At 60.4% G+C, this 24,384-nt stretch carries 25 protein-coding genes and 2 pseudogenes; 15 read left to right on the forward strand and 12 right to left on the reverse strand.

Annotated elements, in window-relative coordinates:
* Positions 1-81: 81 nt before the first annotated feature.
* The 4 genes from BUA38_RS26185 to BUA38_RS26200 all read left to right on the forward strand — a co-directional run bounded on the left by BUA38_RS26185 (position 82) and on the right by BUA38_RS26200 (position 3,768).
* Positions 82-993, forward strand: coding sequence for an amino acid ABC transporter substrate-binding protein (locus BUA38_RS26185; protein ID WP_072822483.1), 912 nt, complete (start codon positions 82-84; stop codon positions 991-993).
* A gap of 50 nt (positions 994-1,043) precedes the next feature.
* Complete coding sequence (locus BUA38_RS26190) at positions 1,044-2,360, forward strand: adenylate/guanylate cyclase domain-containing protein (RefSeq protein WP_072822485.1); 1,317 nt, start codon at positions 1,044-1,046, stop codon at positions 2,358-2,360.
* 101 nt (positions 2,361-2,461) lie between these two features.
* Entirely contained in the window at positions 2,462-3,247 is a 786-nt protein-coding gene (gene modA, locus BUA38_RS26195; RefSeq protein ID WP_072822487.1) for a molybdate ABC transporter substrate-binding protein, read from the forward strand.
* A 44-nt stretch (positions 3,248-3,291) separates the two neighbouring features.
* On the forward strand, positions 3,292-3,768 hold the full coding sequence (locus BUA38_RS26200) for a RidA family protein (RefSeq protein WP_244553054.1): 477 nt from the start codon (positions 3,292-3,294) through the stop codon (positions 3,766-3,768).
* Positions 3,769-3,773: 5 nt separating this feature from the next.
* Here the strand turns inward: BUA38_RS26200 and BUA38_RS26205 are convergent, their stop codons facing one another.
* The 3 genes from BUA38_RS26205 to BUA38_RS26215 form a co-directional block, all read right to left on the reverse strand.
* Entirely contained in the window at positions 3,774-4,799 is a 1,026-nt protein-coding gene (locus BUA38_RS26205) for a D-alanine--D-alanine ligase family protein (RefSeq protein WP_072822489.1), read from the reverse strand.
* Complete coding sequence (locus tag BUA38_RS26210) at positions 4,796-5,827, reverse strand: putative zinc-binding metallopeptidase (protein ID WP_072822491.1); 1,032 nt, start codon at positions 5,825-5,827, stop codon at positions 4,796-4,798. Before BUA38_RS26210 ends, BUA38_RS26205 begins: the two co-directional genes overlap by 4 nt.
* A gap of 196 nt (positions 5,828-6,023) precedes the next feature.
* A complete protein-coding gene (locus BUA38_RS26215) occupies positions 6,024-6,320 on the reverse strand; it encodes a hypothetical protein (RefSeq protein ID WP_072822493.1) in 297 nt (98 codons plus the stop codon).
* Between the two features lie 176 nt (positions 6,321-6,496).
* On the opposite strand from BUA38_RS26215, the pseudogene BUA38_RS38265 reads away from it, so the two are divergent.
* Positions 6,497-7,037, forward strand: a pseudogene (locus tag BUA38_RS38265) (SET domain-containing protein); the annotation flags it as partial.
* 362 nt (positions 7,038-7,399) lie between these two features.
* Here BUA38_RS38265 and BUA38_RS26225 read toward each other — a convergent pair.
* A complete protein-coding gene (locus BUA38_RS26225; RefSeq protein WP_072822495.1) occupies positions 7,400-7,798 on the reverse strand; it encodes a hypothetical protein in 399 nt (132 codons plus the stop codon).
* Positions 7,799-7,948: 150 nt separating this feature from the next.
* Between BUA38_RS26225 and BUA38_RS26230 the strand changes: the two genes are divergently transcribed.
* The gene (locus tag BUA38_RS26230; protein WP_072822497.1) at positions 7,949-8,770 is read left to right on the forward strand and encodes a helix-turn-helix domain-containing protein; all 822 of its coding nucleotides are present in this window, start codon (positions 7,949-7,951) and stop codon (positions 8,768-8,770) included.
* A gap of 65 nt (positions 8,771-8,835) precedes the next feature.
* Positions 8,836-9,501 carry a DsbA family oxidoreductase gene (locus BUA38_RS26235; RefSeq protein WP_072822499.1) on the forward strand — a complete coding sequence of 222 codons (666 nt, stop codon included), beginning with the start codon at positions 8,836-8,838 and terminating at the stop codon, positions 9,499-9,501.
* Between the two features lies 1 nt (position 9,502).
* Here BUA38_RS26235 and BUA38_RS26240 read toward each other — a convergent pair whose 3' ends face one another.
* Positions 9,503-10,696: a GNAT family N-acetyltransferase gene (locus tag BUA38_RS26240; RefSeq protein ID WP_083588088.1), complete on the reverse strand. Its 1,194-nt coding sequence runs from the start codon at positions 10,694-10,696 to the stop codon at positions 9,503-9,505.
* Positions 10,697-11,237: 541 nt separating this feature from the next.
* Between BUA38_RS26240 and BUA38_RS26245 the strand changes: the two genes are divergently transcribed.
* A complete protein-coding gene (locus tag BUA38_RS26245; protein WP_072822501.1) occupies positions 11,238-11,810 on the forward strand; it encodes a TetR/AcrR family transcriptional regulator in 573 nt (190 codons plus the stop codon).
* Between the two features lie 22 nt (positions 11,811-11,832).
* Here the strand turns inward: BUA38_RS26245 and BUA38_RS26250 are convergent, their stop codons facing one another.
* The gene (locus BUA38_RS26250) at positions 11,833-12,249 is read right to left on the reverse strand and encodes a hypothetical protein (protein WP_072822503.1); all 417 of its coding nucleotides are present in this window, start codon (positions 12,247-12,249) and stop codon (positions 11,833-11,835) included.
* A gap of 404 nt (positions 12,250-12,653) precedes the next feature.
* Here BUA38_RS26250 and BUA38_RS26260 point away from each other — a divergent pair, with 404 nt between their 5' ends.
* Positions 12,654-12,953 carry a hypothetical protein gene (locus BUA38_RS26260; protein ID WP_072822507.1) on the forward strand — a complete coding sequence of 100 codons (300 nt, stop codon included), beginning with the start codon at positions 12,654-12,656 and terminating at the stop codon, positions 12,951-12,953.
* A 30-nt stretch (positions 12,954-12,983) separates the two neighbouring features.
* Here the strand turns inward: BUA38_RS26260 and BUA38_RS26265 are convergent, their stop codons facing one another.
* A complete protein-coding gene (locus tag BUA38_RS26265; protein ID WP_072822509.1) occupies positions 12,984-13,268 on the reverse strand; it encodes a DUF6894 family protein in 285 nt (94 codons plus the stop codon).
* A gap of 122 nt (positions 13,269-13,390) precedes the next feature.
* Positions 13,391-13,585, reverse strand: a complete 195-nt coding sequence (locus tag BUA38_RS26270; RefSeq protein WP_072822511.1) for a hypothetical protein — start codon at positions 13,583-13,585, stop codon at positions 13,391-13,393.
* Positions 13,586-14,591: 1,006 nt separating this feature from the next.
* Between BUA38_RS26270 and BUA38_RS37095 the strand changes: the two genes are divergently transcribed.
* On the forward strand, positions 14,592-14,765 hold the full coding sequence (locus tag BUA38_RS37095; protein ID WP_156898733.1) for a hypothetical protein: 174 nt from the start codon (positions 14,592-14,594) through the stop codon (positions 14,763-14,765).
* Between the two features lie 690 nt (positions 14,766-15,455).
* Positions 15,456-15,623 carry a hypothetical protein gene (locus tag BUA38_RS37100; RefSeq protein ID WP_156898734.1) on the forward strand — a complete coding sequence of 56 codons (168 nt, stop codon included), beginning with the start codon at positions 15,456-15,458 and terminating at the stop codon, positions 15,621-15,623.
* Positions 15,624-16,609: 986 nt separating this feature from the next.
* On the opposite strand, the gene BUA38_RS26275 is transcribed toward BUA38_RS37100, so the two are convergent.
* The 4 genes from BUA38_RS26275 to BUA38_RS26305 all read right to left on the reverse strand — a co-directional run bounded on the left by BUA38_RS26275 (position 16,610) and on the right by BUA38_RS26305 (position 20,128).
* Positions 16,610-16,855 (reverse strand): hypothetical protein, encoded by a 246-nt coding sequence (locus BUA38_RS26275; protein ID WP_156898735.1) that lies wholly within the window; start codon positions 16,853-16,855, stop codon positions 16,610-16,612.
* Between the two features lie 279 nt (positions 16,856-17,134).
* Entirely contained in the window at positions 17,135-17,308 is a 174-nt protein-coding gene (locus tag BUA38_RS37105) for a hypothetical protein (RefSeq protein ID WP_156898736.1), read from the reverse strand.
* A 1,255-nt stretch (positions 17,309-18,563) separates the two neighbouring features.
* Entirely contained in the window at positions 18,564-18,758 is a 195-nt protein-coding gene (locus BUA38_RS26290; RefSeq protein WP_072822520.1) for a hypothetical protein, read from the reverse strand.
* Between the two features lie 1,181 nt (positions 18,759-19,939).
* Positions 19,940-20,128 carry a hypothetical protein gene (locus tag BUA38_RS26305; RefSeq protein WP_072826449.1) on the reverse strand — a complete coding sequence of 63 codons (189 nt, stop codon included), beginning with the start codon at positions 20,126-20,128 and terminating at the stop codon, positions 19,940-19,942.
* A 258-nt stretch (positions 20,129-20,386) separates the two neighbouring features.
* Here BUA38_RS26305 and BUA38_RS26310 point away from each other — a divergent pair, with 258 nt between their 5' ends.
* The 4 genes and pseudogenes from BUA38_RS26310 (at position 20,387) to BUA38_RS26325 (ending at position 24,338) form a co-directional block, all read left to right on the forward strand.
* Positions 20,387-21,298 (forward strand): IS1595 family transposase, encoded by a 912-nt coding sequence (locus tag BUA38_RS26310; protein WP_072822526.1) that lies wholly within the window; start codon positions 20,387-20,389, stop codon positions 21,296-21,298.
* Positions 21,299-21,301: 3 nt separating this feature from the next.
* Positions 21,302-22,078 carry a hypothetical protein gene (locus BUA38_RS26315; RefSeq protein WP_072822527.1) on the forward strand — a complete coding sequence of 259 codons (777 nt, stop codon included), beginning with the start codon at positions 21,302-21,304 and terminating at the stop codon, positions 22,076-22,078.
* A gap of 775 nt (positions 22,079-22,853) precedes the next feature.
* Positions 22,854-23,942 (forward strand): recombinase RecA, encoded by a 1,089-nt coding sequence (gene recA, locus BUA38_RS26320; RefSeq protein WP_072822529.1) that lies wholly within the window; start codon positions 22,854-22,856, stop codon positions 23,940-23,942.
* 107 nt (positions 23,943-24,049) lie between these two features.
* Positions 24,050-24,338 (forward strand): annotated as a pseudogene (locus BUA38_RS26325) (GIY-YIG nuclease family protein).
* Positions 24,339-24,384: the final 46 nt, after the last annotated feature.

The raw sequence follows: 24,384 nt of genomic DNA on the forward strand, positions 1-24,384 counted from the left end.
GTCTTCCGTTTGACGGCTTGCAAAATAACCTGATTTCGCGAACCATTGCCGCGACGATGAAGTCGGCGATGGAGTGATCCCGTGCGTAAACATCTACTGGCCGCGTTGAGCCTGACGGCGCTTGTCTCGGGACCCGCGGCCGCAAGCGCTGAAGAACTCACAGGGACGCTCGCGAAGGTCAAGGAGCTCGGCTACATCACCATCGGGCACCGCGAGGCGTCGGTGCCGTTCTCCTACGTCGACGACAAGCAGCAGCCGGTCGGTTTCGCCATCGACATCTGCCACAAGATCGTCGACGCGGTGAAACGCGAATTGAAGCTCGAAAAGCTCGAGACGAGATACGTGCTGGTGACGTCGCCCTCCCGCATTCCGTTGATGGCCAATGGCACGATCGACCTCGAATGCGGCAACACCACCAATAACGTCGAGCGGCAAAAGCAGGTCTGGTACACCAACACGCATTTTCTGACCGCGAGCCGTTATCTCTCGAAGGTCGAATCGCACCTTCGCTCGATCGAGGACCTCAAGGGCAAGACGGTCGTCGCCCCCGCCGGTTCGACCAACATCAAGCAGGCGCTCGAATTCAACAACCGCCTCAATCTCGGCATGACGATCATCCCGGTCCAGGACCAGGGCGAGGCGTTTCTGATGGTCGAGACCGGGAGGGCCGCCGCCTTTGTCCAGGACGACATCGTGCTCGCGGGCCTGATCGCGATCTCGAAGGACCCGAAGGCCTACGAGATATCGGAAGGCGCGTTCTCGACGCCGGAGCCGTATGGCATCATGTTGCGCAAGGACGACATGGCGTTCAAGGCGCTCGCCGATGCGACGACGTCCGCGCTCTACAAGAGCCCGGAAGGCCCGGCGCTGTATGCACGGTGGTTCACGCAACCCATCCCGCCGAAGAACGTCAATCTCAACATCCCGATGAGCCCGGCGATGAAGAAGGCCTTCGAAAAGCCGACGGACTCGCCGGACCCCGCGACCTACTGATCGGCGCGCCCATTTAAGCAGCCTGGTTGCGCGGAGAGCGGAGGAGGACCATGCGCGGGCTGTGGCGTGACCTGAACATCCGGCTGAATTCCGCCAAGCCGTCGACGGAAGTGTCGCCTGAGTTCCAGCACGCGCTGATGCGGCAGATCCTGAAGACGGAGCTCGCGCGGACCACTGGCGTGATCGGCTTCACGCTCGTCCTGGCTTCGACGTCATCGGCGCTTTTCTTCGTCTCGCCGGCTGAGGTCGAACACATCTGGCATGGCCGCCTCTATCCCCTCTACATCTGGGCGGTGATCGGGCCCTTCATCGCGTTCGAGTTCGGGATCCTTTATCTCGTCAAACGGCGGATCGCGCTGGACCAGGATATACCGGTGCTGCGCCGCTATATCGGGACCTTCATCGAAACCAGCCTGCCGACCCTGCTGCTGGCGATCCATATCGACCGGATGGGCGCGACCGAGGCGCTCGGCTTCGCCGCGCCGCTGGTCTATTTCCTCTTCATCGTTCTTTCGACATTGCGGCTCGACTTCTGGCTGCCGGTTTTCACCGGGCTTGTCGCAGCGGTCGAGCTGTTCGCGATGGCAATGCTGTACCATCCCGCTCTGCCGCGCGACGTCGTCTATCACCTGCTGCGCAGCCTCGTGATCCTCATTTGCGGCCTGCTTGCCGGTGCGGTTGCGCTCAGGGTGCGGCGTCAGTTCGAGGCGAGCATCGCGGCGGCGAGCGCGCGGGACCGGGTCACCAACCTGTTCGGTCAGCACGTGTCGCCGCCGGTGGTCGAGCGCTTGCTGCGGGAGGGCGCGGCGACAACGAGCGAGTTGCGCCGGGTCGTCGTGATGTTCGTTGATTTTCGAAGCTTCACAGTGCAGGCGCAACAGCGCTCGCCGCGAGAAGTGGTCGAGCGGCTCGATCGCGCTTTTGCGGTGCTGGTCGAAATCCTCGATCGGCACGGCGGGATCGTGAACAAGTTTCTCGGCGACGGCCTGCTCGCTTTGTTCGGTGCGCCGATCGCCCATGATGACGCCGTGCGGCAGGCGGTCGACGCGGCGCGCGACATGCTGGCCGCGATGGAACGCGATAACGCGGCCGGCGACTGGGCGCTGCGGATCGGTATCGGGGTGCATGTCGGCGAGGTGGTTGCCGGCACCATCGGTTCGCCGCGCCGCAAGGAGTACACCGTCATCGGCGATGCGGTGAACCTCGCTTCGCGGCTCGAAGCCCTCAACAAGGAGCTTGGCACCCAATGTTTGATATCGGCTGCGGTATACGATGCGCTCGGCGAGACGGGGCGCGATGCCGTACCGCTCGGGGAGATGAAGGTGCGGGGATATGAGCGGCCGGTCGCGGTCTGGCGGCTGGGCTGAACGTTCGCCCTTTCCCGTCGCCCGCATGAATAGCTCGCTTTGCCATTCGCTCTCGTGATAATTCAGCCCCAAATGCCTTACCGACCCAGGAGAACAAAAAAATGAAATTCAAACTGTTGCTGCTCGCAAAACCGTTGCTGTTTGCAAGTGTCGTGGGCGCCGCCCTTTGCACGTCAGCCGCTGGGGCCACTGAACTGAAACTGCTGACCGCTGGCGCGTTCAAGTCGACGGTCGTGGCGCTGCTGCCCGACTATGAGAAGGCAAGCGGCAACAAGGTCACGGTCGACAACGACACCGCCGGCGCGCTGATGAAGCGGATCGAGGCTGGAGAGACTTTCGATGTGGTCGTGATGACCCCCGATGGCGTCGACAAGCTCACCGCCGAGGGCAAGGTGGCTGCCGGCAGCCGCACGAACTTGGCGCGTGTCGGCGTCGGCGTGATGGTGAAGGAGGGCGCCGCCAAGCCCGACATCTCGACGGTCGAAGCGTTCAAGAAGGCCGTGCTCGATGCAAAATCCATCAGCTTCATCGATCCCGCCAGTGGCGGCTCCAGCGGCATCTATGTCGAGAAGCTGCTCGAGCGCCTCGGCATCGCCGATCAGGTCAAGCCGAAGGAAAAGCTCAAGCAGGGCGGCTATGTCGCCGACTATATCGAGTCCGGCCAGGCCGAGCTTGGCATTCACCAGATCAGCGAAATCCTGCCGCACGGCGGCGTCACGCTGGTCGGACCGCTGCCGAAGGAAATTCAGAACTACACGGTCTACGCCGCCGGCATCGGCGCCGGAGCCAAGGACAGCGCCGCCGCCAAAGCCCTGATCGCTGCGTTGATGGGCCCGTCGGCGCAAGCCTTGTTCAAAACGAAGGGCATGGAGCCGGGCGCGGAGTAGGACGGGACGAGGTTTGGTGTTTCGCGGCGTGAAGGGAGGACGAAGTGGATACAATCCTGAAAGCGGCACGGTGTCTGTTTGCGATCGTGGGGTTCGCATTGCTGTATGGCACGCCAGCCGTAGCTGAAAACGATCAAGTCCGTTTCTACAATTCGCCGGCTGCGGCCGCCGCAAAGTTGCCGTTCAGTCAAGCCGTGCGGGTCGGAAACATATTGTATTTGTCGGGTGTCATCGGCGTATTGCCGGACAAAATGGAGCTGGCTCCGGGCGGAATCGAAGGCGAGACGACCCGGATGATGGAGAACATCGGCACTACCTTGAAAGCGAACGGTCTGGCTTTCGATGATGTGTTCAAATGCACGGCGATGCTTGCAGACATGTCCAAATGGGGCGCGTTCAACAAGATCTACGTCACGTATTTCAAGCCGGAGCATTTGCCGGCCCGGTCTGCGCTTGGCGCTAACGGATTGGCTCTGGGTGCCCAGGTGGAGTTGGAATGCTGGGCATTTGCCCGCAATTGAGCGCGTCAGCCGACTGACACGCCGGCCTTGGCGCGGCTGATGCCGAGCGTGAGGATACGATGCAGCAGGCCCGGATAATCCAGGCCGTCGTGCTTCGCCGCCATCGCGAACTCCTGGCTCTTGGCGATTTCCGGATTGGGGTTGGCCTCGATGAAATACAGCGTGCCGTCGGCCGCGAGACGAAAGTCGATGCGCGCATATCCGTCGAGGCCGAGCGTCCGGTAGATGCGCTTGGCTATCCGCTGAATGCGGGCGCGTAGCTCCGGCGCCAGGTTTTTGGCCGGTCCGTCCGCAATTCCGACGCGTTCCTGATAATCGGTATCGTGCTTGACCTTTTCGGTGGCGATCGCCTGGCCACCCATGGTGCCGAATTTCAATTCCCAGACCGGCAGCACACGCAGCCGGTTGTTGCCGAGCACGGGGACATATAGCTCGCGTCCATCGATGAATTGCTCGGCGATGGCGGCGGTTCCGACCCGCTCGTGGATAAAGGCGACGCGCTCGGCGAGCTTCTCGTCGGTATCGACGATGGAGGCTTGCGAGATGCCGCGCGATCCGTCCTCGTTCAGGCTCTTGACGATCAGCGGCAGCGCCAGCCGCGCCGGCCGTTTCACCTTGTGGCGCATCGGGAACACGGCGAAGGCGGGCACCGCGATCCGGCGATAGTGCACCAGCGCCTTCGACAGATCCTTGCCGCGTGCCAGGATCAGGCCGCGCGGGTTGCACCCGGTGTAGGGGATCTTCATCAGTTCGAGAAAGCTCGGGATGTGCTGGTCGTATACCGGCTCGTGGTGAAACTGCTCCAGCAAATTGAAGACGACGTGCGGCTTGAAGCTTTCGATTTCGACGCGCACCGGTTTGATTTCTTCCTGCACGCCGAGCGGGCGAACGTCATGGCCGGCCACACGGAGCGTGCTGACGATGTCGTATTCCGTCTTCCATTCGTTGATTTCGCGCGCGGTGTATCCGTCGGTCGAGTCCGGGGGCATGAAGTCGGGATGCATGAGCACGAGGACGCGCAGGCGTCTCATAGTGCAATCCATTTCCGCCGCGACGGACCGAACAGCGCGTGCATGGTCTTGGCGGTCAACAGGACGGTGAAGTCAGCCACAAGCCTCCGATCCGAGCCGACGGCACGCAGATCGAGCTCGCGGCAGCGGAAGATCATGTCGTCAAGCACGGCGTCGAGTGTAAGCTGATTCTCGCCGGTCCACCGCGCCACTAGTTGCCTGATATGGGCGCGGTGCCGCCGGATGAAGGACGAGGCCGGTTGCCCGCGGCGATGCCGCGGATCGGCGGAAAACAGCTTCATGAGGTCGCGGTCGTAGGTCTTCGGCGGCGTGAAGGCGTAGAACGCCTGCTTTTTCTGATAGTGCTCGCCGAGCGTCTGGCTGAGCTCATGCAGCGGATCGACGCGCTCCCGCGTCGTGGACACCAGCCGCTTCCCGGCGATCTCCTCCATCAGTTCGTCGACATATTCGAGCTTCTTCAGCGCCGGCCAGCCGGCATAGCGCGTGCGCCAGTTCGAGCGCGGCCGCAGCCACACCGCGAAGGTTTCCGCGAAATCCTCGTCCGGATGGCTCTGCGCGTACCAGAGCCGCAGATGCTGGACATATTGCCGGGAGGCCGGATTGGGCTTGTAGTAACGCGGGTAGCGCCTGGAGGAAGGGCCGAACAACTTCTGCCAGCGGCGGCGGCGCTGCAATTGATAGCCGTGCTGGATGGCATGGCCCGCCTCATGGCGGAGAATGGCCATGCACTCCGACCAGGTGCCGCCCTCGACATCGAGCATCATCTTCTTCTCGAGCTTCATCAGGCGGGGATGAACGAGATAGAAGGGGATCGCGATGCCGGGCACGTTGCCCGGACTGAACCACTCGCTCGAGATCCAGGCGTGCGGCCGCAGCCGGATGCCCTTCTCTTCGAGCTCCTCATAGAGGGTGTTCAGACAGTCCTCGAGCCAGGTGCCCTCGATGCCGACCCTCAGGCTGGAGAGCCGGCGCTTGAGCAACTGCTCGTCCGACAGCTTTTCCCAGGGGTATTTCTTCCGGCGGGGCATCGGCTTCTAATAGATCATAAAACGCGGTGGCCGATGGTGTCACAGGAGGCCGGCCGCTGGCAACACGCCGGGCGGGGCTGCGGTGCGGGCTGTTGCGAGCAGCTCCAGGCCGGTTTCTGATTTTCCGAAACCGAACCTGATTGCGAGTCCCTGCAACTCGCTTCGCGTTGCATCGCGTAGGGGAAACGCACGCGCCTTACGCCCGCGTCCCCGTGAACGGAAAGCTGCCCATCGGGCCGATGCCCATTTCGCCGGAAATGCTGTCGCCGGAAACTTTTCCGGTGAATTCGAGCGTCAGCGGCATCGGGCTCGTAATCGACACTTTCCAGGAGAGGTCGTCGCCATTGGCCGTGCCGTCGAAGATTTCGGCGGAATTGCCCTCGGCTGCTTGCGTGCCGGTCAGCGTGCCGCCCGCGCTTTTGAGGCTCAGCGTCGCCTCGCGATCGCCCATCGGCGTCGACATCGTGATGTTCCAGTTTCCGTCCACGGCCATTGGCGCGTCTCCCCATGATTTCTCGGCTAAATCTGGTTGCTGGATATAGCCCATCTCGTCGCCGATGCCCAACGGCACAAGCTGGGGACGCGTCGAGTCAAGGGAGACGAAGGGCCTGACATTTGCATGGAATCGTCCTAGAACCCTTCCTCCCTCGTTGCGGTTGTCACATCGTCATGCCTGAAATTTCGTCGAAGAAGCCCTACCGTATCGGCCGTTCCCCTACTGGATTAGGCCTCTTCGCCACCCGGCGGATCAAGAAGGGCACCAAAATCATCCGTTATTTTGGGCCGCTGTTGGATTCCAAGAAGAAAAAAGACGACGCGATCGAGAACAAATATCTGTTCGAGCTCACGAACCGCTGGACCATCGACGGTTCGATCCGCGAGAACGTCGCGCGTTATATCAACCACGCCTGCAAGCCGAATGCGGAAAGCGATGTCCGTCCGCGCAAGCGCAAGGTTTTCATCCGCGCGATCAAGAACATCGAGCCGGGCGACGAGATTAACTACGACTACGGCACCGATTATTTCAAAGCCTATCTGAAGCCGATCGGCTGCAAATGCGTCGCATGCGAGAAAAAGCGCAAGAAGAAGCGCGCGGAAGCGCGGGCCGAACGGTTGCGGCTGAAGGCCAAGGAACAGAAGAAGGCCGAGCGCAAGGCGAAGAAAGAGGCCGAGAAGCGAGCCGCCAAGCGCGCCAAGGCCAAAAAGAAAACCAAAGCCGAGCTGATGCCGGACCGCAAGCGCAAGCTCGATAGCAAGTCCAAGACACCGAGCGTGCGTCTCAAGACCGGTAGCCGGCCGGTCAAGCGCAAGGTCGCCGGTGGCACGCGTGCAGTTGTCGCAGTCTCGGCCCGGCGCAGCCGGCCCAAATCTTTAACGTCGAAGTCGGCAACATCGAAGGCAGTAACGTCGAAGCCTGTGGCGTCCAGAACAATCGCGCAAGCGCCGGCATCCATCGCCGCCAATGAGATCGCCCCGGCAAGCGAGGCCTCAGCCGTTTTCACGGCGCCGGTTCCTGCAACGCCGGTCGCGGAAGCCCAGCAGGCTTCCGCTTAAACCGCGCAAGGCCTCGTCTCAGGCGGCCACCAGATCGCTGCTCCGGCGCAAGCCGATGAATTGCAGTTCGGCGAGCGCGCCGACGACAATCGCCTGCGATGCAACCAGCGCTTCGCCGAGCAGGTTTGGCGTCACAGCGCCGCTGAACAAAAGCGCGATGCTCGCAAGCGTCCAGGCGGCGTTGCCCACCACGACGATCCCGACCAGCATTCTGGGCATCGTCTCGCGCAGGCCGAGCCAGCCGACAAAGGCCGCGTAGGCGACCAGAAACAGACCGCTCTCGCGCAGCAGCGCCTCCGGCAGATTGCAGAGCGGCGCAAGCACACCGGCACCCAAGCTGAACATCGCAGCACCCGCGCCGCTGAAAATGGCATCGGCCTGAAGGGCGCGGCGCAGGAAGAGGGACGGGATCATCATCGTGGTTCTCCTTGGTTAAGGCGGGAGATGGATCAGCGCGCTTGTAGGCAACGTCATCTCCTCTGACCGCCACGATGGCCGCGATCGCGAGGCCGATCCATTACGTCGCAGGTAATGGAAGCGCTGAATTCCGCGTGATAGCCTTCGGGGATGAATTCGTATCCAGCGACAATGAGCGCCGCGCGTGCCGAGCCCGTCCATATCGGCGAACATTTGCGCCAGTGGCGGCTGCGGCGGCACTTGAGCCAGCTCGACCTGGCTGGCGACGCTGAGATTTCGACGCGGCATTTGAGCTTCGTGGAAACAGGACGCGCGACGCCATCGCGCGACATGGTGCTCAAACTGGCGGAGCGGCTCAACGTGCCCTTGCGTGAACGCAACGTGTTGCTGGTGGCGGCCGGATTTGCTCCCGCGTTTCCGCAGCGCGCGCTCGACGATCCCGCGCTGAAATCGGCGCGCGAGGCAATCGACTTGATGCTGCGCGCGCACGAGCCGAATCCCGCGCTGGCCTACGACCGGCACTGGAATCTGGTCTCGGCGAACCGCATGGTGCTGCCGATCTTGGCCGGCGTGTCGCAGCATTTGTTGACGCCGCCCGTCAATATCATGCGGCTGGCGTTTCACCCCGAGGCGCTGGCGCCCCGCACCGTCAACGTCGCCGAGTGGTGCGGGCATCTTCTGGATCGAGTGCGCCAGCAATGCGAAGTGACTGCCGATCCCGGCCTGATCAAGCTCTATGACGAGCTGAAGGCCTATCCGATCCCTGCGCGCTCAGTGCCGCTGTCGCCCGACAGTGTTGCCATTCCCTTCAAGCTACGGCTCGGCGGCGACGTTTTGAGCTTCATGTCGGCGACGATGATCTTCGGCACGCCGGTCGACGTGACGTTGTCGGAGTTGGCGCTGGAGGCGATGTTCCCGGCGGATGAATTCACGGCAGAACGCATGCGGGGTTTGGCAGCAGGGTTGCAATAGACAGCTTGTGAAGCGCCTTATCGCGGCCTATCTCTGGGGAACTTTTTAACTGAGGGAGCGCCCCCATGAGCACCTTGAAACCCGTCCGTTTGGACATCGTTTCCGACGTCGTCTGTCCCTGGTGCTACATCGGCAAACGCCGGATCGAAAAGGCGCTCTCGCTCGTCACCGACATTCCGGTCGAGGTGCATTGGCGGCCGTTTTTCTTGAATCCCTGGGTGCCGCGCGAGGGCATCAGCCGCGAGGATTATCTCACCACCAAGTTCGGGTCAGTGGAGGCCTATAAAGGCATTGCCGGCCGTGTCGTCACGGCTGCGGGCGAAGAGGGGCTGAGCTACCGCCCTGACATGGTGAAGCGGCAGCCGAACACGATCGACTGCCATCGCCTGATTCACTGGGCCGAAGCCAAGGGCAAGGCGGCCGAGATGAAGCAGCGGCTGATGGAGCTCTATTTCCGCGACGGCGGCGATCTCACCGATGTCAACGTGCTGGTGCGGGCGGCGGCCGATGTCGGGCTTGATGCCGAAGAAACGCGCCGGCGGCTTGCAACCGACGAAGACGTCGCGCTGATTTCGGCGCAGGCCGAGGAAGCCGCGAGCAAAGGCATTTCCGGCGTGCCGACCTTCGTGTTCGCGCAGAAATATGCGGTGTCGGGCGCGCAACCGCCGGAGCAGCTCGCGGCCGCGCTTCGTCAGGTGTCGGCGGAAGTGAACGCGCAGGCGGCAGAGTAGGCTATCGATTGCGAAGACGATGCACGGCGCGGCGCGCGGCCTCGCGCAGGCGATGCCGCGTCTTCAGCGCCGCGACGATGGCGTAGACCACCGGATCGTTGCGCCGTAGCGGGATCACCACGTCGCCCATCTTCAGACGGCCGCGCCAGATCGGGTTGATCATGGGATGATCGGCGCTCGCGGTGGAGTCGGCGGTTGCGATCACCGCCTCGTCGCAGAGATGCCGCGTCAGGTCGAGCGTGAGCTGGACGCCCGGCGAGTATTTCGAGAACGCCTCGTCGATGCCGAGCTTGAAATAGAAGGCGCGGTCGAGATGCCGAAGCACAACGGCGGCGGCGACAGGCCGCTCGCCGGCATGCATGGTGACGATTTCGCACTGGCCGTTTTCGGCGAGGCCCTGCGTCGCGTTCCGGATGAAGTCGAGATCACCGCCGTTCTGGACCAGCGCGGTGCCGCGTTTGCCCTTCCAGCCGCTGGCCTCTAACGCGAGAAATACTTCGACCGCGCTGCGGATCTCCTCGGGCTTTCGCGCAATCGAGAACCGCACTGCGCCATGCTCGGCGAGGCGATTGCGTTGACGCCGCAATTCCTTGAGCTTTTTGGCGCTCAGCGCATCTCTCAGCACGTCGTCCGCCGCGCGCCTTGCGTCGAGGCAGGCGCGCAGATGCGAGTGCAGCACGATCGGCTGCAATGCCTGTTGCCGCAGCGCTTGCGTCAAGGCTTTCATCGCCGCGCCGTTGAGCGAAACGTCGCGCAGCACCAGCGCATGCGCGCCGGCGCGCCGCGCCTCGTCCATCAAGGTTTTCGCAGCATTCTCGGCGTCCGTGCGATCGAGAAGCGGCGTGCAGAGTGTTCCGTAGGGGCTCGCACTTGCCAACGCGGGCAGCGGGATCTTGCAAGCGCGCCACAGCGAGACCACCGGCAACAGGCCGATCAGCCGCGCGCCTTCGTCCGGCTGCTGCTCAAGACCTGGTTGAGGTCCGGTCGGCGCCAGTTTGTTCGGCGAAGGCTCCGACCAGGCACTGAGCGCGGAGACGCCGGTGCGGCCATGCGCGGACGCATTCACCGCCAGTTCCCATGCCGGCAGGTAGTAACCGTTTGGTTCAATAGCGCGCTCGGTTAGCCGACGCCACGCCGCAACCGGAACGGAAGTCAGCGGCGCGAAGCTGTCGCATCGCAAATCGGAAGGGGACATTGGCGCGAGCCGGTCCGGCCCATCCTTGGCCGGTGGGCGAGACACATCGGCGATGTCAGCCAGCTCCGGCACGTCCCGCGGTTTCCCCGTTGCAATATGACGCCGACATGTTGTCGGCGCTTCCCCGTCCTGAAGGCGCAACGCTATCGGATAGTTCGGAAAATGCCGTTGGCGAGGAGATTCAATTTGATCTTTATCGTTAACCGGTCATTGACGCCGCCGCCCGCGGCCTGAAGCGACGAGGCCGCGTCAGATCTTCCGACGGTTCGTATTGCTCGGGATGAGTTTCCTGGCGCGCGTCCGAGGCGACGTCAGCGATCCGTATTCGCCGAGCCTTCCGAGCCTTGCCCGGTCATATGATTACATTTTCGTGATCCTGGAATGTTCGCGGTCCTGAATCAGTCCTTGTCGACGGGCAGGCATCGACAAAATGCAAACGCCGGGACGGAACAGATCAGGACGCCAATGACCGAGAAAACAGGGACCGACAATTTTGAACATTTCGCACTGAGTGACAACTCAGAGCGATTGGGGGGGTGACATGGGAATCCAGACACAGCACCGCGAGCAGGTGCGGCAGAAGATCATTCAGAGCGCGCTGCAACTCTTCAACCGCCACGGTTTCACCGCGGCTTCCATCGACGACATCATGGCCGGCGCCGGAATGACGCGCGGCGGCTTTTACAGCTATTTCCAGAGCAAGAGCGAGCTTTACGCCGAGGCGATCAGTTGCTTCGTCACCGAAAAGCAGGGTGTCATCGCAAACTCCGAGAAAGCATCCGATCGCGCGGTCACGCTGCTGCGCGATTATCTCTCGCATCAGAATCTGGAAGATCTCGAGGCGAGCTGTCCACTGATCGGCCTGCCCAACGACGTCTCGCGAACCGACCAATCGGTGCGGGAAGCCCAGGAGGCGGCGCTGCGGATGATGGTCGAGACCTTCGAGAAGGGCATGAGCCCCAACGGGCAGCCTTCGCGGCAGGTGGCGCTTTCGCTCACCGCGCTCTGCCTCGGCGGCATGGTGCTCGCGCGCGCGATCGAGGATCGCAAGCTTGCCGACGAGTTGCGCGAGGCCACCATGACGGTGGCGCTGGGGCTCGGCCATTGGGGCTGAGCTTCACGTTCAAGCCGCGCGTTCAGATCGGCTGATAGGACTCGGCGGCGCAGTTGTCCTCGGGTAGCGCGCGTCGCCGGTCGATGATGACGCCGCTGTTGATCGAAATGCGGTAGGTCTCCTCGCCCAGCGGCTTGCCTGTGGCCGAGGTGAGGTCGGCCTTGACGCAGGCCGACCAGCCGAGCCCGCGAAGTTCGTGGCGCGCATCGGAAACCTGCACGTTCTGCGGAGAGGACTGGGCGACGAAGACCTGGTCCAGCTTTTCGCGCACCATGCGCCGGACGTCGGGTGGCTGCTCGAGCGGCGGCGGGTCGGCGGCCTTGGCGCGCATGAATTCCGGCAGCGGCAGCGGCGTCCGGCTGTCGGCGAGGCCGCAGCCTGAAAGCACCAACGCCATACCTGTCATGGTGATGATGAAAGAGATCGTCCGCCGCCGCATCGGTCGATCTTACCCCGATTGCGACAGCGCCGCGCTTGAAAATCGCGTGTGACGCACTTTATCATGTGCGGGGGCTAGTCGGGACACTGGGGACGGGTTTTGAAATGCTGCAACGTTTAGCAATGATCGCGGGTGTGGTTGCTTTGGCCCTGATGCTGAACGGCTGTACCAAATGCGGCCCGATCTGGGATGACTGGTTTCCGTCGCAGAAATCCTGCAAATCCGACCACCTCTAGTGTGGCGGCTCTGACGTTCCTTTCAGTTTCGCTGCGACCTCAAAGCGCCCGCCGCGGTAGGGTACGAATGTCAGAACACCAGTGCGACCCTGACGCCATCTCTGCGTGCTTGGCGCAGGCCTCCGAGCGGTGATATGTTGGCGGTTCGGAAAGATTAAGGAGTTTTCCATGAGGGCTGTACGCCTCGCGGCCGTGATCATGTTGCTGGCTTCGCCGGCTTTTGCGCAAATTCCGAAGCTGAATTTGCTCCAGGACAAGCCCGGCAAGTCCGACGACGAGAAGGCGGCCGAAGCCGCGCAGGAGAAGGCCTACAAGGACTCCTTGAAGAAGATCCCGGACCAGAAGGCGCCCGCCGATCCCTGGGGCACGGTGCGCTCGGATGCGCCAGCCGCGTCACCTTCCAAGTCGGCCTCAAGCTCCAAATCGAAGGCGAAGAGCACCGCCGGCGGCAGCACGTCCGCGAACTAGAACGTTGCTTTCAGTTTCGCGTTGATCCTTTCAGGATCGCTCGGCGGAAGGTTGACGCTTTTTGGTGGCGGGCTTCGGCTTGCTCTCGAGCGAATTCGCCACGAGGCAAATCCGGAAAACCGGTTCCTTCCGCTCGTCCAGAAGCTCCATTTCCCACTGCGTGTTCTGGCCGAGCTTGCGGCAGATGCCGCCGACCATATCGGCGCAGGAACGGGTCATCTCCTGCCAGGCCGCGTTGCGGTCGGCGAGTTCAATGCCCTTTTCGGATGCCCCGGAATAGCGACCGTTTCGGATACGAAAGAAATAGCGCGGCATAATACAGACCTACAAATAACCGCACGCCGGGCCCCTGGCGACCCCTTCCAAATGCGGTCATTTGACGCCCAATCCGGCTGTCGATCAATTCCGGTAGGTTACGGGCCCGCGCCGTTTAGACTTTATTCGCTTTCGGTAATGCGGATCAGCCCGTCGCCGGTCACCTGAGGGCCTTTTGCCGAATCAAGGACATAGCCGAGGCTGATCAGCTTCGACAGGTGGTGCGGCGGCACCGTCGGATTGTCGGCAGCGATCGCGATTTCGATCAGCGAGGCGAATTCTTCCGGCGTCAGAAGCTTGGGGGCGTGTACGGTCATTCGTCAGCTCGCGATCAACGTAAGGCGCGCGGCCGGTCCCCTTACGCAACGGAATTCGAAAGCGCAGGCCGCCTCTGATCATAGCATTTATTTCAAGGAATTGCTGGCCTTTCGGCGTGTGCGGAAAGGCGAATTTGCTCCAATTGCCGGAAAGCGGCCGCAATTATTCATGCTATGGTATCGGTCAGGCGGGGCCGTCGACCGAGTTGACAACAAGCCGACGACCCCTGCCGCGCAATTAAAATTGTGACCCCTTAGGCCAGCTCTACGCGACGTCTGAGCTAACGCCAGATTGCGACCGCATGCGCTGCTCAAAAAGTGCCTGCCGCGGGATGGGATGACTACGGTCGTGAATGAACGGCCCTGATGCGATTGATTTGCCCCGCGCCGCCGGACGGACCAAGCACGCCGAAACGGCAACATGGCAGCGATGTTGTCCGGGCCGAGCAGGTGCGTAAGGCAGGTGTAAGCTCGCTCGGCTACCGTCCTCACCGTCCGCCTCGGAGAATGCCCCCCAAGACGGATCATATTGGCCCTGCCGCGTTCTCAGCGCGGTGGGGCTTTTTAATTGTCGAGCCGGCGGTGAATGGGGGCGCTGAAAAGCGCAGCGCCGCCCAAGCGGAGTATGATCGCTTGGCGGCGCCGGCTTGGTCACCGAGGCCCCTGAAATCCCCCCGGTCTTCCATTGAGTCTGCGCAGGCCCCCGGTTGGTTCATCCTCCTTTTGGCGGAGGAACGTGCCTGGCGGACGCGGGCGCTGAAACCAGGCTGAAGACTTGAACGTACCTGTCCGGATGGCGCGGTATCGAAGTTCGCTCATGCGCTTCGATGTCAGGCCATCAGGGCCCCGCTGCGATCCCAGCGCGTCGCGGTGGGGCTTTTGTCTGCGATGGGAAACATTGAGGGGCCGAATCGGAGGGCGCGCTGCACGCGCCGACCCGCTCTGTGAGCGAGCTCACACCCGTTCGAGGCGGTATCTGCTAGTTGCCCTCGTTGGAGGGCAAATCATGAAACGTCCAAATTTCAGCGATTCACGTCGTCAGCCGGTACCGGCCAGTTCACGCGAGGCCATGGGCGGGAAAGAAGGCAATGAGCGCGACGGCGTTGCCGAAAATGCCCAGCGGGTTCCAATTCCGATGATGCTGATCATCGGCGCGCTGATGGGCGGAAGCAGGGACTAGTGGAGCGGATCTAGCGTCGTCCGCGCGCTTGAGCAGTTTCATCGAGGACTTCAGCATCTGTGAACCAGCACACAGACTCACTGGAAGCCGCCGCGTAGGAATGCGCCCGATGGTGCCCGGTAGTCCCCCTCAAGCATCCGGCAACCATCGGCGGCTCCGCCGTTCCAACCCGGCGGAGCCGTTTTTCGTTGTGGGGGGGTGCCGAGGTGAACCTCGCGCTATGTTCATCGACATATGATAGGTAACATATGGGGGCTGCGCCGCGTACGGCAGCCAACGAGGAAGGCAAGGGCGCCAATCATGAGACTTCCAACGATAGATGACGTCGGCGGTCAGCCGGCATCGGCCGGGCAGCCAAGGAGCCCAACAGCGAGCGCGGCGCGCGCGGCGGTGCGCTCAAGGGACACGCCGATCGAATTCCCATGCCGATGATGCTGATTTTCTCGGCGCTGATGGATGCCAGCCGGAGCTGAAAAAAGCCTGGAGCCTGATCTGGGCAGCACCCGCCACAGCCGAGCGTTGTAAGGCCGGTGTAAGCCGGCTCGGCTAGGCTTCAGTCTATCCGTTATTCAAGGTCCTCCATCCCTTCCAAGAACGGATAAGCCCTGCCGCGTCCAGTGCGCGGCAGGGCTTTGTCTTCGTGACAAAGTTGCGTTCATGTTCGGCGAGTACTCCGCAAGGGAAATACTGATGTGGATTGGCGGCACGCTGGTTGCCGTCATGATCGTCATTTTCGGCGTGATCCTGGTGGTCGATACGTATCTGGCTTTCCGCGACCCGAGCGATCCGCTTGGAGCAGCAGCGCAGCCCGTCCCAGGAGCAGGAAGCCACGGAGAAAAAGTAGCGGAAAAGAAGTAGGCGGCGTCCCGCTGCCCCTAACCACGGCGCGCGCGGCAGCGACTGGACAAAAGCGACGTAAGGCGCGTGTAAGCTCGGTCAGTTACGGCTCGGCGCGTCTGTCACGATACGCGTCCTGATCCCCATCGTGGCGGATAGCCCTGCCGGGTTCTCAGCCCGGCAGGGCTTTTCGATGCGACCGCCTTGGCGAGGCGGCCCTATTGCTTTTCCTTGGAGGTTATGGTGGTCGAGCCGCAGTGATCGCAGCGGAAGACGTTGATCCGTGGCCTCTGCTCGATCTTCGGCAAGGTCGTATAACGCGACATCCGGCCCCCGCATTCGGTGCAAATCGGCGCGAGGATTTTTTCCTTTTCTTTCTTCGCCATGTCTCGATGAAAGCATCATCAGCTATGTTGCTAACATTTCCTAATATGAACGGGAAAAAGTGGCAATAACGGATAACGACGCAGCAGGCCGATCAGGGCACCGCGGTACCCGCTTTCGGCTGGCAACCAGATCGATTTCACGAATGAAGAGGCCGCCCTTGTGAGGCGGCGCTTCAAGGGAGAATGATAACTCGCCGCCGCCGCCGTCGCGAGATGTGCTCTCGCAGGCCGTAACCGACGCCGAAACCCGCTGCAAAGATACCCACGAACAAGAACAATATTGCGAGCATGACCTTGGCTAAGGCAGTTTTTGTGCCATGCACACTAAACGCCGTTATTGTCAGTTTTGTTTCCCCGCGCGATCAGAAAACGGCCGGCAGGCCAAGATACCGGGCAAACAGGACACCGGGGCAAATGCGGCCTTGCGCGGCCCATACCTGTCCCGCACGGGACATTCGTTCAAACAAATTAGGACACCGAAACTTACCTGTTGGATCATCCGTATCTGGCCGGATGGCCCCGGGGTCCCCAAAACGCCGAGGGCCGTCGGGCCCTGCCGTGATTTCTCACCACGGCGGGGCTTCTATATTCGGCACTGCTGAAACGCACCCGAGGCGGCCCTCAACGCAGATCGGCCGGGCCTCGGCATCGTTGCGTTTCCGGATCGCGGGTGCGGCCACGCCCGCATCCTCCGAGAACCTCGCTGGAGGCACCCGCTGGCGGTGAGACGGCGTGCGCCGCATGTCCGTGGATCCCGTTGTGGGTCTGATCGAACGGGCCATAGAGAGACATCGGACTGGCGCCTGCCGCGTGCGGCAACGACAACGGTCCCAACAGCACAACGAAGAAGACAACGACGCTGCGCACGGACATCTCCCCTGAAGGGACAATAGAACTGTTGCGATTCAACTGAAGCAGCGTCCCTTACTCATCAGCTGGCGACGTTCCGGCTAGCGACGTTCCACAACGTTGATGAGGGTTGCGACCAGGATCAACGCGAGCGTCACCACCATCCAGTTCTGCATCGGCATGCCGATAAGCGTGACTTGTTGCGTGAGCCAGCTGTCCATGAGGCCAGTCTTAGACGGCCGACCTGACATGGTCCTTACGAACCGGGACACAGCTAACGTTGGACTGGTGGCGCTTTTACTCGTCGGCGACGGCAGACCGCAGCGTCTCCGGATCGACCGTGCGACCGTCCATGTCGCGGATCAAAACCTCATCCCGCGCGGTCGGCGCCAACTCATCGAAGAGTTTGAGCGCGTCCGCCGAGGTGGGGGTGACGATGGTCAGCGATCCGGCTTTGACTTGATAAGGCAATTTGCAGCGTCCCGGACCTAAGCTAGATGTGCCGGGAAAAAGTGGCAATGAGCAGGTTGAGCCGTTTTCAAATTTTCCGAAACGACCTCACAGCCAAATTACGCCACCGAGGGCTCTACTCTTTTGGCAGTGGGGCCTCTTTGCGATCCCAGGGCCGCTTGCCGTTGGCATCCCGATCCCAGGCGCGTTGGGTTGGACTGCTGTCGAACTCCGCCTTGGATTTGGCTCGATCGGCTCTGATCTGATCGCGCAATGAAGGAGCCTCATCCGAGGCCGGGGCGGCTTGCCCTTGGGTCGATAGGAGAACGATCGCCAAGGCCGCCAAAAACGCGTTTTTTCTTCAAACACGTTAATCAGTATTCGGGTGCGGAGTCGATGTTTGCTTTTGCAGATTGGGCTGCCGGCGTCGGAAACAGGCCGGTACCTCAGTCCGCAGGCGGCGAGATTGAGGGGGCCACGTCCCAGTCTCGAGTGAGAATTTCGCCAACATCCAATTCAGACCGCGGACGGTCACCTCGGCGGTCGTAACCCCGGCGAGTTGGCCCATTCGTCGATGTGGGAAGCGGTGTCGGCCTGTCGGGCTCTTTTGAGCAGAGCGTCTTGCTCGGGACCAGGTCGAAGCCTCTTGGCCTTCGCTTTCAGTTCTTCGGCGAATGAGGCGAGGCGATCTTTGAGGGAAGTGGTCTGTTTGAATCGGCGACGCTGCATGACACAACCTCGTGCTTACGGGTCCTAACCGTAGGGCTTGCACTTACGATCCTAGTGTCCCGATTCCGAAGTTCGTTGCATTTTTCGGAGCCACGTTTCGAACTTCGGAATCGAAAGGACACTAGCTAATTTATTAATCCAGTGTGGCTTCAGACGCCCGCATGACGAGCTCGCGGCACAAATGATGCGGACTTCTGAACCGCCACAGTAGTATGCGGACGAGCGTCTTTCAGTTCCGAAGTGCACACAAAAAACGAAATTGCGACATTGTTCACCGCAAACCGGGCAGTGGCGTCGGGAGCAGGCCAGTATCCGTGTCCTGATCAGAACAACCCGGGAAGGCAGATTAGGACAGTGATATGGACGGTATTTCACCGGCTACCCTGTTCTGTGGAAAACTCTACTCTGGCTCTTGCCGGAGGAGGGATTTCAGAACGGACCAATTTTTTTTTAAACCGGCAGGGGGTCGCCGTAAGGTGGCCCCTTTTGATTCCACAGGCGGGTAAATGAAAGAGGCCGCCTCATTGCGGCGGCCTCATTCGTGCCATCATGTCGGTGCGCGCAACCCCGGCGATGAAAGCCACTCATTGATGTGCGCGGCGGTATCGAGTTGACGAAGCTTTTCCAGAAGCCTGTCTCGCACCGAGCCAGGTCCAACTTGACCCGCCGCAGTTTCAAGTCGCTTCTTTTCCTCTGTGAGGCGTTCGTACAGCGTCGGAGATTTGTTGAGAAACCAGGTCATATTTGCTCCTTCCAATGTTGGGCGGGAGCTTCAGGACTCTCTGTCACCGATGTGAGCCAGAAGGCAGCGCGGTGATGGATCAACAGGGCGCTTCTTGTGTTCCGAAGTCCAGCTAATTCGCATTCGCGCTGCTAAACGTTTTCGAATGAGGCCGCCGCTGCCTTACTCGAAATGAATGAGGCCGCCTCAGTGTGGGCGGCCTTACTTGTTCTTTGCGTCCCGGAACATCCAAGCGCAGTAGACCCCGAAGCATACGAGGGCCAAGCCTCCAAAAGAGGCGACTTCCATGAAGCGCGGGAAGCCCGCAATACCCCAAACGATGACTGCGCCAGCCGTAGCTAGCGCATCGATCCAACCGATATTGTGCGCGTGTTTTAGCAACTGTCGATCTGCTCGTTAGGTCGTCCAATTCTAATTAGGCCACTGTTAAATTCAAACTAGGCCACTAGCGTCGGGAAACAGGCCAGCACCCGCCGCACGATGTCCAGTGGGCGGCCTTACGGTTCCTGAAGCGCTTTGACGATCCGGATGAGACCGGCGTCAATCTGCGCAATCTGTTTTTGTAGACTCTCGATTGCCTCTGGCGATTCCAATGTACCGACCACAGCACCGCAACCGGCGCACTGTAAGACGGACACCGCACGTAACTCTCTTAGAAGGGTAACGTGACCTCGCTCAAAACCGTGACCTTCGCATTTCGCGCATGCGGATATTGCCATACCGGATTTCTAGCACCGGTCCCCAAATGCGGCCACTAACGGAAACGTAAGGGGATCACTGACCAAAAATCCCGCCGGAAAGGGGCCGGTACCCGGCCCCACAGTGCTGTCCTGGTTCGGACAATTGCGACAGCGAATTAGGACACCCACCCCTTAAACAAGACGTTGCCCAAGCGGATTAATGATCCGCCGGGCAACGGCTCGATAGACACTGATCCTGAAATTCCATCAGCGATCGCATTGTATACAACAGCACGTAAACGCCTAGCAAATGATCAGGATAATATCGGCGTGCATTGATAATTGCCGCGAGTTTTTTTGTGTGGGGTGCGCTGAGACCCGCGCCCGCGGTGCCGGCCCCTCCAGGAGATGCTGACCAAATATCAGGCATCCTTGGAATGAAGCAGCCCGGCGAAGAGGAAGAAGAATGAAAGAGGCCGCCAACTGAGGCGGCCTTACCTGTCATGTTGTGGACGGCTCGATGTCCGGGGCCTTCGGGCTCAGATCACGCGCCACGCCCAGTTCGTCAACTTTCGATTTAACGTCAGCGGCTTTATCCATGAGAGCGGCGGACATTTTGGGATCACTGGTTGCTTTAGCAATCCCAAACAGAATCGCCGCTTGACGCACGAAGTACTGTTTTCCGATCACATGGTTCCCCTTGGTGTCCCAGCGCCGCATATTCCACGCGGAAGTCGGGCATTCGTTCCTAGCTGAATGTATAAAAGTGGACTCAGTGGCCCCGGGGCAACAATCCGGATTAGGACACCGCTAACTCTAAACCAGGACGCCAGGGGTCAAATACGGACCGCACCGGCCCCTACTGTGCTGTCCTAATTAGGGCGATTATCCCGGACTTGACAGACGCGGTTAGACATGGCAATATCCTCCTACACAAGAGGATCGACCATGGCCCGCGCCAAACAGCCAAAGCCCGTCCACCAAATGACCGTCGCCCAATTCGAGGCGTCTTTCCCGGACGAAAATGCCTGCATTTCCTATCTGGTCGCGCGGCGCTGGCCGGAAGGCGTCATTTGCCCACGTTGCGGCAATCCCAAAGTCTATCCGCTCGCTTCCGGTCATCACTGGCAATGCGAGCAATGCGCCGTTGACGGCTATCGCTTCTCCCATATCGCCGGGACGATCTTTGAGAACACGAACAAGCCGCTCCGCGACTGGTTTCACGTCACCCACAAAATGCTGACGAGCAAGAAGGGCGTTAGCGCCCTCCAGATCATGCGCGAGATGGGTTTCGGCTCTTACAAAACCGCTTGGTATATGTGCCATCGCATCCGCACGGCGCTTGTCGAGGATTCGGACAAGCTCGGCGGCATCGTTGAGGTTGACGAAACCTTCGTCGGCGGTCTCGCCAAAAACAAGCACAAGGATAAGCGGGGCGGCGGCCACGGCACGGGCGGCGGCGGCTCTGGCAAAACCCCTGTCGTCGGCGCGGTCAGCCGTAAAGGCAATGTCGTGGCCCGCGTTATCGCGAACGTTCAAGCCGCAACATTGGAAGGCTTCGTTCATGAAGCCGTTTCCAACAAGGTTAGCTTGCTCTGCACGGATCAGTGGGTTGGCTACAGAGGTCTCGACAAAACCTACCCACACGCGACCGTTGACCACGCTAAGGGGCAATACGTCGTGGGGGCCGTTCATACCCAAACGATTGAAGGCTTCTGGAGCATCTTCAAGCGCGGGATCGTCGGCTCTTTCCACAAGGTAAGCCGCAAGTACATGCCACTTTACGTTGCGGAGTTCCAATTCCGATACAATAATCGCTTTAACGAAGACATCTTCGGAACGGCGATCAGCGGATGCTAAAAAATGGGCGGCGAGGAATCCGAACAGAAACATTCCAATCCAGAACAGCCCGGAGGGACCGCGCCAATTGTAGTGAACGGCAAATATGAGAAATACAAACGCTATGCTCGCGAAAAGATAGCCGAATATTTTCGTTACTTTTGGACCTGGATTCAGAGATTTGGCGAACCCCTTACAGTCGTCACCCTGCTTTTGTTCGGCGCAACCGTGGGACTGTATATTGCTACTCGCGATTTGGTGCACGATGCCGAAAACACCGCTGAGCGGCAATTGCGCGCCTATGTCGGGCTTAAGCGCGACAACAATACTGTGATCAAGGGCGTTTGCCCTGACTGCGATCTCAGCAGGCCGGTTCCAGCTGAGGGTGTTGAAACCAGAAATAATTTTCAGATTTTGATCAAAAACTTTGGTCAGACACCCGCGTATACTGCGGACGTGTGCCCCGGATTCATCGGAGTAACCCTTGGCGCTAACCTTTCCAATGCTGACGCCGAGGAGGTCTTTCAGCCGTGTAGTGGCAGTGGCAAAGGACTGATACGCGTCTCCACGATATGGCCCGGAGATGAGCGAAATATCGCCGTCCAAATGTCCAAGCATATGGTGGAAATGCTTAGGGGTGTCCGCGAACGAAAGAACGACGGCTACCTGATCGCAAAAATAAGGTACGTCGATATTTTCGACAAATCCCACGGGTCGTTCATTTGTTACATGGCGAGCTGGGACGCCAATAGCAGTATGCACATTGTTGGCTGCGACACCGGCCCACGGAAAGACTATTAGCAAAAACGCAACCGCCCAAAGAAAGCGTGCGCCGCCCTGTCGCAGCCATGAATAGAATCCGCGCCTACTTCTGTCAAGTAGGGGATAATCGCCCTAATTAGGACACCCGCAAAGGCAGATTAGGGCACTGAAACATTGGGTCGTTTCCCGTCGTACTTCATTGGATGGGGGTAGAGATTTTCCGGGTCTGACACCCGTCAACGGCCCTGCTTGCTCGTACCCCTGGTAAGCGGGGCCGTTTGCATTCTGGGGGGCAAGACGAAGGGCGTCCTTGGAATGTGAAATGAAAGAGGCCGCCTCAGTGGGCGCCCTTACTTTCCTTCTTCCGGAGTGCGCCTCCTAGCTCCTGGAAACCACATACCCGTTTTGGTTTTGTTGTAGATGCACGCAAGTATTAACAGTGCCACCAGGGCGGCGATTGTCGGTTTCCAAATCAATCTATCAAGGCTCGGCGCAAGTCCCAGAACAGAAGCGGGGACGCAGACTATCCACCAAATGGTCTGTAACCATATTGGAAGCTGATATTTCGGCTCTACCATGAGTAGCTATTTGAATGTCGTCGCCCGATGTTGTCCAGACAGGTGCAGTTTCACATTTTGAAATTAGGACACCGCTAACTTTAAACTAGGACACCGAGGGTCAAATACGGACAGTACCCGCCCCACAAAAAGAACATATTGCGAACATGGAACAAATGGTGTACATTTGCTTCCACACTGATTCAGACCGCACCGTTTGTCCCGCTCGCGAATCCTCGCCATAAGGAGCACCCTCAATGTCCGTCTCTGCCCTGCGTATCGTCGAAGGATCCTCCATGGATAAGAGTAAGGCCCTGTCCGCTGCGCTGTCCCAGATCGAGCGTCAGTTCGGCAAGGGCTCGGTGATGAAGCTGGGCAAGAACGACCGCTCGATGGATATCGAGACGATCTCGTCAGGCTCGCTGGGCTTGGACATTGCGCTCGGCGTCGGCGGCCTGCCGAGGGGGCGGGTGGTTGAAATCTACGGGCCGGAATCCTCCGGCAAAACCACGCTGGCGCTGCACACGGTGGCCGAGGGACAGAAAAAGGGCGGGATCTGCGCCTTCATCGATGCCGAACACGCGCTCGACCCGGTCTATGCGCGCAAGCTCGGGGTCAATATCGACGAACTCCTGATCTCGCAGCCCGACACTGGCGAACAGGCGCTCGAAATCTGCGACACGCTGGTGCGCTCCGGCGCGGTCGATGTGCTGGTGGTCGATTCGGTCGCGGCGCTGGTGCCGAAGGCCGAACTCGAAGGCGAGATGGGCGACGCGCTGCCGGGTCTTCAGGCCCGCTTGATGAGCCAGGCGCTGCGCAAGCTCACCGCCTCGATCAACAAGTCCAACACCATGGTGATCTTCATCAACCAGATCCGCATGAAGATCGGCGTGATGTACGGCTCGCCGGAAACCACGACCGGCGGCAATGCGCTGAAATTCTACGCCTCCGTCCGCCTCGACATCCGCCGCATCGGCGCGATCAAGGAGCGCGACGAAGTCGTGGGCAACACCACCCGCGTCAAGGTGGTGAAGAACAAGCTGGCGCCGCCCTTCAAGCAGGTCGAATTCGACATCATGTACGGCGAGGGCGTTTCCAAGATGGGCGAAATCCTCGACCTCGGTGTCAAGGCCGGCATCGTCGAGAAATCCGGCGCCTGGTTCTCGTATGACAGCCAGCGCCTGGGGCAGGGTCGCGAAAATTCGAAAGCGTTCCTCAAGGCCAATCCCGACATCACCAGCAAGATCGAAGTCGCGATCCGCCAGAACTCAGGGCTGATCGCCGAGCAGATCCTGGCCGGCACGCCCGAGCGCGACGCCGACGGCGAGGAGCCGGCGGAAGAGTAACCACTCTCGCTCGTGTCCCGGATGCGGTGCAGCGTCCTTCACGGTGCACCGCTGATCCGGGACCCACACTGATCAAGTAACCGGTATATCCGAGGCGTGAGGGACCAGTGCCCGCGTCTTCGTTTGTTTACATTCTTGCGAGCAAGCGGAATGGGACGCTGTATGTCGGCGTGACAAACGATCTTGGGCGTCGAGTGTCAGAGCATAAGGCCAAGCTGGTTCCTGGCTTTACACGCGAATACGGCGTCAATCTCCTCGTCTAAAACCTTCGATTCGATTCTTCAAGCCCGCGCTCGCGAGCATTCGTTGAAGCGCTGGCGTCGTGCGTGGAAGGTTGCCTTGATCGAGAAGCTTAACGCAGATTGGCGGGATTTATCCGCGGAGTTGAATGCCTAAGACGCATCGTTCCCCGGACGCAGCGCAGCGCTCTCTCGGCGATGCG

The sequence above is a fragment of the Bradyrhizobium erythrophlei genome, assembly GCF_900142985.1.
GTDB lineage: Bacteria > Pseudomonadota > Alphaproteobacteria > Rhizobiales > Xanthobacteraceae > Bradyrhizobium > Bradyrhizobium erythrophlei_B.

Bases quoted from the DNA above. Each gene is read 5' to 3' on its own strand.
- BUA38_RS26260 (WP_072822507.1), top strand. From the start codon at position 12,654: ATGAGGGCTGTACGCCTCGCGGCCGTGATCATGTTGCTGGCTTCGCCG.
- BUA38_RS26315 (WP_072822527.1), top strand. From the start codon at position 21,302: ATGGGCGGCGAGGAATCCGAACAGAAACATTCCAATCCAGAACAGCCC.
- BUA38_RS26240 (WP_083588088.1), bottom strand. From the start codon at position 10,696: ATGTCCCCTTCCGATTTGCGATGCGACAGCTTCGCGCCGCTGACTTCC.
- BUA38_RS26250 (WP_072822503.1), bottom strand. From the start codon at position 12,249: ATGCGGCGGCGGACGATCTCTTTCATCATCACCATGACAGGTATGGCG.
- BUA38_RS26235 (WP_072822499.1), top strand. From the start codon at position 8,836: ATGAGCACCTTGAAACCCGTCCGTTTGGACATCGTTTCCGACGTCGTC.
- BUA38_RS26230 (WP_072822497.1), top strand. From the start codon at position 7,949: ATGAATTCGTATCCAGCGACAATGAGCGCCGCGCGTGCCGAGCCCGTC.
- BUA38_RS26265 (WP_072822509.1), bottom strand. From the start codon at position 13,268: ATGCCGCGCTATTTCTTTCGTATCCGAAACGGTCGCTATTCCGGGGCA.
- BUA38_RS37095 (WP_156898733.1), top strand. From the start codon at position 14,592: ATGAAACGTCCAAATTTCAGCGATTCACGTCGTCAGCCGGTACCGGCC.
- BUA38_RS26270 (WP_072822511.1), bottom strand. From the start codon at position 13,585: ATGACCGTACACGCCCCCAAGCTTCTGACGCCGGAAGAATTCGCCTCG.
- modA (WP_072822487.1), top strand. From the start codon at position 2,462: ATGAAATTCAAACTGTTGCTGCTCGCAAAACCGTTGCTGTTTGCAAGT.
- BUA38_RS26225 (WP_072822495.1), bottom strand. From the start codon at position 7,798: ATGATGATCCCGTCCCTCTTCCTGCGCCGCGCCCTTCAGGCCGATGCC.
- BUA38_RS26210 (WP_072822491.1), bottom strand. From the start codon at position 5,827: ATGCCCCGCCGGAAGAAATACCCCTGGGAAAAGCTGTCGGACGAGCAG.
- recA (WP_072822529.1), top strand. From the start codon at position 22,854: ATGTCCGTCTCTGCCCTGCGTATCGTCGAAGGATCCTCCATGGATAAG.
- BUA38_RS26310 (WP_072822526.1), top strand. From the start codon at position 20,387: ATGGCCCGCGCCAAACAGCCAAAGCCCGTCCACCAAATGACCGTCGCC.
- BUA38_RS26290 (WP_072822520.1), bottom strand. From the start codon at position 18,758: ATGACCTGGTTTCTCAACAAATCTCCGACGCTGTACGAACGCCTCACA.
- BUA38_RS26205 (WP_072822489.1), bottom strand. From the start codon at position 4,799: ATGAGACGCCTGCGCGTCCTCGTGCTCATGCATCCCGACTTCATGCCC.
- BUA38_RS26215 (WP_072822493.1), bottom strand. From the start codon at position 6,320: ATGGCCGTGGACGGAAACTGGAACATCACGATGTCGACGCCGATGGGC.
- BUA38_RS26190 (WP_072822485.1), top strand. From the start codon at position 1,044: ATGCGCGGGCTGTGGCGTGACCTGAACATCCGGCTGAATTCCGCCAAG.
- BUA38_RS26245 (WP_072822501.1), top strand. From the start codon at position 11,238: ATGGGAATCCAGACACAGCACCGCGAGCAGGTGCGGCAGAAGATCATT.
- BUA38_RS37100 (WP_156898734.1), top strand. From the start codon at position 15,456: ATGTGGATTGGCGGCACGCTGGTTGCCGTCATGATCGTCATTTTCGGC.